2 protein-coding genes are annotated in these 7932 nt (G+C 73.3%); both read right to left on the reverse strand.

Annotated elements, in window-relative coordinates:
- On the reverse strand, positions 1-4133 hold a 4133-nt coding region (locus ACIA79_RS33445), incomplete at its 3' end, for a type I polyketide synthase (protein WP_399432192.1).
- A gap of 14 nt (positions 4134-4147) precedes the next feature.
- On the reverse strand, positions 4148-7932 hold a 3785-nt coding region (locus ACIA79_RS33450), incomplete at its 5' end, for an SDR family NAD(P)-dependent oxidoreductase (RefSeq protein ID WP_399432193.1).

The raw sequence follows: 7932 nt of genomic DNA on the forward strand, positions 1-7932 counted from the left end.
GTGCCCTCGGGGTCGAACGACGTCACCGCCGCACCGGCCGACGCCCGGGACAGCCGCGGCGCCAGCACGCGACCACCGCGCACCGCCACCTGCGGCTCGTCCAGGTCCGGCAGGCCGCCCCACTGCAGCCCCTCGGCCACGGCATCGGTGTCGAGGTCGACCAGCAGGAACCGGCCGGGGTGCTCGGACTGCGCACTGCGCAGCAGACCCCAGACGGCGGCCTGCGCGGCGTCGGGAGCCTCACCGTCGACGGCGACCGCGCACCGGGTCACCACCGCCAGCTTCGCCCCGCCCAGCCGCTCGGTGGCCAGCCACCGCCGCACCAGGGCGAGCGCCTCGACGGCGGCAGCGGTGGCCCCCGGGGCCTCGACGGCCGCGAGCACCAGCTCGGGCGCCTGGGCGCCGTCCGCCACGGCCTGCTCCAGCGCGGTCAGGTCCTCGTACCGCTCGCCCTCGGCGGGGAGCCCACCGAGCACCGCCACGCCGGCGGACCGGCCCGTATCGACCGTGACCGGGATCCAGTCCAGCCGGTACAGGGAACCTTGCGTCTCGGCGGCACGCTTCAGCTGGGCCCGGTCGACCGGGCGGAAGACCAGTTTGTCCATGCTGAGCACCGGCTCGTCGTACTCGTCGACGATGTCGATGCGGAAGGCGGCCTCGCCCGCCGGCGTGAGCCGGGCACGGGCCCGCGACACACCGGTCCGGCCGATCCGGACGCCGTTCCACGAGAACGGCATGACCAGCGTGTCGTCCGGCTTCTCACCGAACAGCGAGCTCTGCACCGCGGAGTCGAAGAGTCCCGGGTGGATGCCGAAGGCACCCGCGTCGGCGTCGTCCGGCAGGGCCAGCTCGACGTAGACGCCGTCCTCGGCCTGCCACGCCTCCACCACGCCCTGGAACAGGGCGCCGTAGTCGTAACCGATGTCGGCCATGCGCGTGTAGAGCGCCTCGGCCGAGAGCGGCTCGGCGTCCTGCGGCGGCCATGCGGCGTCCCACTCGGGGAGGGCCTTGGCCTCCGATCCCAGCCAGCCGCGGCCGTGGCAGGTCGCCTCGGACCGCTCGTCCGCGTCACCGTCCTCGGGCCGCGAGAAGATGACGAACTCCCGGCGCCCGTCCTCGTCGGCGTGACCGACGAGGATCTGCACCTGCCGCGCCGCGGTGTCGTCCAGCGCCAGCGGCGCCTCGATGACCAGCTCGTCGAGCACGGGGCAGCCGACCTCGCGGCCGGCGGTGAGGCTCATCTCGACCAGCGCCACGCCGGGTACGACGACCGTGCCGACGACGACGTGGTCCCGCGTCCACGGCTGGTGCGTCGTGGAGATCCGGCCGGTGAACAGCCACTCGTCGCGGTCCCCGATGAGCGCCCGGCCGGCCAGCACGGGGTGCTCGACGGCGATGAGCCCGGCGGCCGAGACATCACCCGTGGCGGTGCCCGGGGTCAGCCAGAACCGCTCGCGCTGGAAGGCGTAGGTGGGCAGCTCGACGCGCCGCGCGCCGGTCCCGGCGTAGTACGCCTCCCAGTCGACGCCGACGCCCGCGGTGTGGGCGCGGCCGAGGAAGCCGGCGAACGTCTCCCGCTCACCGCGCTTGGCCCGCAGGGCGGGCACGAACGCGGCCTCGGTGTCGTCCTCGACGCACTGCCGCGCCATCGCGCTCAGCACAGCATCCGGGCCCAGCTCCAGGAACCGCCGGACGCCCAGCTCCCACAGCGTGCGCACCCCGTCGGCGAAACGCACCGCCTGACGGACATGGCGTACCCAGTACTCCGCGTCGAAGGCGGTGATGGGCTCGCCGGACACGTTGGAGACGACCGGGATACGCGGCTCCGCGTACTCAAGCCGCTCGGCGACCGCGCGGAACTCCGCCAGCATCGGCTCCACACGCGGCGAGTGGAACGCATGCGACACCCGCAGGCGAGACGTCTTACGCCCCTCCCAGCGCGGCAGCCACTCCTCCACCGCGTCCTCGTCACCGGATACGACGACCGCGAGCGGCCCATTGACGGCCGCGATCTCCAGACGGCCCTCGAAACCGGCCAGGGACTCCGCGACCTCAGCCTCAGCAGCCTGGACGGCGACCATCGCACCACCGGCGGGCAGCGCACCCATCAACCGGCCACGCGCCACCACCAGTTCGGCCGCATCCGCCAGCGACAGCACACCCGCCACATGCGCGGCAGCGATCTCACCGACCGAATGCCCGATCAGGAAGTCCGCACGAACCCCCAGCGACTCCGCCAGACGGAACAGCGCCACCTCGACCGCGAACAACGCCACCTGCGTGAACTCCGTCGAGTTCAGCACATCACCATCAGCCGCCAGCAACTCCCGCAGCGAGCGACCCAGCCGCGGATCAACCTCCGCACACACCTCGGTGAGCGCCTGGTCGAAGACGGGGAACGCCTCGGCCAGCTCCAGGCCCATACCGGCCCGCTGAGACCCCTGCCCCGTGAACAGGAACGCCGACTTGCCCTCGACGGCCGAGTCCCCGGTCGTCAGTTCACCCAGCCGCGCGAGCAGCTCGTCGCGGTCCCCGGCGACCACCACGGCGCGCCGCTCCAGCAGCGCCCGGGTCGTCGCTGCCGAGAAGCCGATGTCCGCGACCGACGCGTCCGCATCGGAGGCCACCCGCTCCCGCAGCCGCTCCGCCTGCGCCCGCAGCGCCGCGTCCGTCCGCGCGGACAGCACCACCGGCACCGGGCCCGCGGACACGACAGGCTCGACCGCCACCGGCTCCTCTGCCGGAGCCTCCTCCACGATGATGTGCGCGTTCGTACCACTGACACCGAACGACGACACACCCGCACGACGCGGACGACCCTCGACCTGCCATTCACGGGCCTCGGTCAGCAGCCGGACCTCGCCCGACTCCCAGTCCACGTGCGGGGACGGCTCGTCCACGTGCAGGGTCGGCGGCAGCATCCCGTGCCGCATCGCCATCACCATCTTGATCACACCCGCGACACCGGCGGCCGTCGACGTGTGACCGATGTTCGACTTGATGGAGCCGAGCCACAGCGGGTCGCCGGCACGCTCACGCCCGTACGTCGCCAGCAGGGCGTGCGCCTCGATCGGGTCACCCAGCTTGGTGCCCGTGCCGTGGCCCTCGACCGCGTCGACGTCGGCCGGAGACAGCCCGGCGTTGGCGAGGGCCTGGCGGATGACCCGCTCCTGGGAGGGACCGTTCGGCGCGGTCAGGCCGTTGCTCGCGCCGTCCTGGTTGACCGCGCTGCCGCGGATCAGGCCGAGGATGCGGCGTCCGTTGCGCTTGGCGTCGGACAGTCGCTCGAGCACCACCAGGCCGAGGCCGTCGGAGAACCCGGTGCCGTCCGCCGAGGCCGAGTACGCCTTGCAGCGGCCGTCGGGGGCCAGGCCGCGCTGACGGCTGAACTCCATGTGGAGGAAGGGCCCCGAGAGCACCGTCACGCCGCCGGCCAGGGCGAGGGAGCATTCGCCGGCGCGCAGGGCGGTCACGGCGAGGTGCAGGGCGACGGCGGAGGCGGAGCAGGCGGTGTCCACGGACACGGCCGGGCCTTCCAGGCCGAGGCTGTAGGCGACGCGGCCGGACACGACGCTGGTGGTGGAGCCGGTCAGGCGGAAGCCCTCGATCTCGGGCAGGGTTCCCGCGGGCATCGACGCGTAGTCGGACGGGCCGACGCCGCAGAAGACGCCGGTGTCGCTGCCGCGCAGGGAGTTCGGGTCGAGGCCCGCGTCCTCCAGCGCCTCCCAGGCGGCCTCCAGCAGCAGGCGCTGCTGGGGGTCCATGGCGGTCGCCTCGCGCGGGCTGATCCCGAAGAAGTCGGCGTCGAACTCGGCTGCGCCGTCGATGAAACCGCCCTCGCGGGCGTACACCGTGCCGAGCCGGTCCGGGTCCGGGTCGTAGAGCCCGTCCAGGTCCCAGCCGCGGTCGGTCGGGAACGGGCCGATCGCGTCCCGCCCGGTCGCCACCAGCTCCCACAGGTCCTCGGGGGAGGTCACCCCGCCCGGGTACCGGCAGCTCATGCCGACGATCGCAAGGGGCTCCCCGTCGCGGGACTCGTACTCACGAAGGCGCGCACGGGCCTGGTTGAGGTCGCTCGCCATCTTCTTGAGATAGCGGGCGATCTTCTCCTGCTGATCGGTGTTCTCTGCCATTTCCCCGCCCCTTGTCACGCTTCGCCGAACTCGGCGTCGATCATTTGGAAGACCTCGTCCATGGAGGTGGCCGCTTCGATGCGCTCGGCCGTCTCGGCCTCGTCGTCATCCGTGACGACGGCGAGCAGGCGGCGCAGGCGCTCGGCCACCGAGCGCCGTTCGTTGTCGGCGATCGCGGCAAGCATGTCTTCCAGCTTCTTCAGTTCCTTCTCGATCGGAGGCTCGCCGGCGGCTGCGCCGCCGAACTCGGCGAGCAGCAGGCGGGCGATGTCGGCGGGCGTGGGATGGTCGAACACGAGCGTGGCGGGCAGGCGCACACCCGTGGCCTGCGTGAGCCGGTTCCGCAGGTCGACGGCGCCGAGCGAGTCGAAGCCCATCTCCTGGAAGGCCCGCCCGGGTTCGACGGCCGCGGCCGAGGCGTGTCCGAGCACGGCCGCCACGTGGTTGCGGACCATGTCGAGGACGATGCGCTCCCGGTCTGCCGCGTCCACTCCCGCGAGTTGGTCGCGCAGCGAGACCGTGGGGGTGTCCACCCGCCGGGCCGCGACGGGCGCGAGCCCGCGCAGCACGGCCGGGATCGTCCCGGCCCTGGCCTGGGCGCGCAGCACCGCCGTGTCCAGCCGGACCGGCGCGAGCAGCGCCGCGTCCGAGGTGAGCGCCTGGTCGAACAGGCCGAGACCGAGGTCGGTCGTCAGCGCCTTGGACCCCATCCGCTCCAGACGGGCCAGCTCGTTCTGTCCGAGCTGTGCGGCCATGCCCGCGGTGTCGGACCACAGGCCCCACGCCAGCGAGGTGGCGGGCAGGCCGGCGGCCCGGCGGGACGCGGCGAGCGCGTCCAGGGCCGCGTTGGCGGCGGCGTAGTTGCCCTGACCAGGGCTGCCGATGAGGGCGGCCACCGAGGAGAACAGCACGAACGCGGAGAGGTCGGCGTCGGCGGTCAGCTCGTGCAGGTGCCAGGCCGCGTCCACCTTGGGACGCATCACGCGCTCGATCTGCTCCGCCGACAGCGACCCGATCACACCGTCGTCGAGCACACCCGCCGCGTGCACCACCGCGGTGGGACGCCGCTCCAGCGTGCCGAGCGCCGAGGCGAGTTGTGCGCGATCGGACACGTCGCACGCGACCGCCCGTGCCGCACACCCCAGTTCTGCCAGCTCGGCGACCAGTGCGGCGGCGCCGTCGGCCTCCGGGCCACGCCGGCTGAGCAGCAGCAGATGGCGTACGCCGTGGGTGACGACGAGGTGCCGGGCGAACAGCGCGCCCAGGCCACCCGTACCACCGGTGATCACCACGGTGCCCTCGGGGTCGAACGACGTGACCGCCGCGCCGGCCACCGCACCCGCACGTGCGAGCCGCGGTGTCAGCAACCGACCGTCGCGGAACGCGAGTTGCGGCTCGTCGGCGGCCAGGACCGCACCCCAGTCGGGCCCGTCCTCACGGGGATCGCCGTGGTCGGCTCCGTGGTCGGCACCGAGGTCGACCAGGACGAACCGGTCCGGATGCTCCGACTGCGCACTGCGCGCCAGACCCCACACCGCGGCCTGGGCGACGTCCGCGGCCTCACCGTCGACGGAGACCGCGCCCCGCGTCACGAGCACGAGCCGCGCCTCGGCCAGCCGCTCACTGGCCAGCCACTGCCGCACCAGCGCCAGCGCCTCACCGGTGGCCGCCCGCGCCGCCCCGGGTACGTCGCCGTCCGGGGTGCGGACCGCGGCCAGCACCACCTCGGGTGCCTTCGCCCCGTCGGCCAGCGCCTTCTCCAGGGCGGTCAGATCGGCGAACCGGTCCGCCGCCCCGGCGATCTCGCCCAGTGCGGCGACACCGGCGGCCGGTGCCTTCGCAGCGTGCGTGCCCTGCGCGGCCTGCGCGGGGACCCAGCCCAGCTCGTAGAGGTGGCGATCGCCGTCACCCCGCGCCGCTTCGAGGTGCGCCTGCTCCACCGGCCGCACGTCGAGCCGCCGCAGGCAGGCCACCGGCAGACCGTCCTCGCCCGCGATGTCGAGCCGCAGGGACATCGGGTCCGGCAGCGTGATCCGCACGCGGAGCCGCGTGAGGCCGAAGCGCCCCAGTTGGACCCCGGACCACGAGAACGGCAGCCCGCTCGGGTTGTTCTCCCCCATGTCGAGCATGCCGAGCCCGCCGTGCAGGGCGGAGTCGAAAATCGCCGGGTGGATGGCGAACCCGTCGGCCGGACCGGCCGCCTCGGGCAGCGCCAGCTCGACCAGCACCTCATCGCCCCGACGCCAGGCGGTCTCCACGGCGCGGAAGGCCGGGCCGTAGTCGAAGCCCACGTCGGTGAGGTGCGCGTTGCGGTTGAGCAGCGTGTAGAGCTCGGACACGGCGAGCGGTTCGGCGTCCGCGGGCGGCCAGGGAATGGGCAGCGGCTCCAGGGGCTCGGCCTTGGCGGACAGCCAGCCGCGGGCGTGGCAGGTCAGCTCGGTGACCGCGTCCTCGCCCGCCTCGATCCGGGAGAAGAAGGCGATCTCGCGGCGGCCGTCCTCACCGGCCGCGCCGACCGTGACCCGGATCTGCCGCGTCACGTCGTCCTCCAGGACCAGCGGAGCGGCGATGACCATCTCGTCCACGACGTCGCAGCCCAGCCGGCGGCCGATGGTCAGCGCCATCTCGCACATCGCCGTGCCCGGTACGAGCACGATCCCGAACACCGCGTGGTCCCTCGTCCACGGCTGGGTCTCCTGCGACATGCTGCCGGTGAACACCCACTCGTCGCGGTCCCCGACCTGCACGGCCGCGGCCAGGATGGGGTGCCTCATCCGGTCCATCCCGGCAGCGGCGGCGTCGGCGGCACCGGCCTTCCGGGACAGCCAGTAGTTTTCGCGCTGGAAGGCGTACGTCGGCAGGTCCACGCGCCGCGCGCCGGTCCCGGCGTAGTACGCCTCCCAGTCGACACCGGCGCCCGCGGTGTGGGCGCGGCCGAGGAAGCCGGCGAACGTCTCCCGCTCACCGCGCTTGGCCCGCAGGGCGGGCACGAACGCGGCCTCGGAGTCCTCCACGCACTGCCGCGCCATCGCCGTCAGCACAGCATCCGGGCCCAGCTCCAGGAACCGCCGGACGCCCAGCTCCCACAGCGTGCGCACACCGTCGGCGAAACGCACCGCCTGGCGCACGTGCCGTACCCAGTACTCCGCGTCGAAGGCGGTGATGGGCCCGCCGGACACGTTGGAGACGACCGGGATACGGGGCTCGGCATAGGTCAGCCGCTCGGCGACCGCGCGGAACTCCGCCAGCATCGGCTCCATACGCGGCGAGTGGAAGGCGTGCGACACCCGCAGCCGGGACGTCTTGCGCCCCTCCCAGCGCGGCAGCCACTCCTCCACCGCGTCCTCGTCGCCGGATACGACGACCGCGAGCGGCCCATTGACGGCCGCGATCTCCAGACGGCCCTCGAAACCGGCCAGGGACTCCGCGACCTCAGCCTCAGCAGCCTGGACGGCGACCATCGCACCACCGGCGGGCAGCGCACCCATCAACCGGCCACGTGCCACCACCAGTTCGGCCGCATCCGCCAGCGACAGCACACCCGCGGCATGCGCGGCAGCGATCTCACCGACCGAATGCCCGATCAGGAAGTCCGCACGAACCCCCAGCGACTCCGCCAGACGGAACAGCGCCACCTCGACCGCGAACAACGCCACCTGCGTGAACTCCGTCGAGTTCAGCACATCACCATCAGCCGCCAGCAACTCCCGCAGGGAACGACCCAGCCGCGGATCAACCTCCGCACACACCTCGGTGAGCGCCCGCTCGAACACCGGGAACGCCTCGGCCAGCTCCAGGC

The organism is Streptomyces sp. NPDC051310 (assembly GCF_044455245.1).
In the GTDB taxonomy this organism is placed as follows: Bacteria; Actinomycetota; Actinomycetes; order Streptomycetales; family Streptomycetaceae; genus Streptomyces.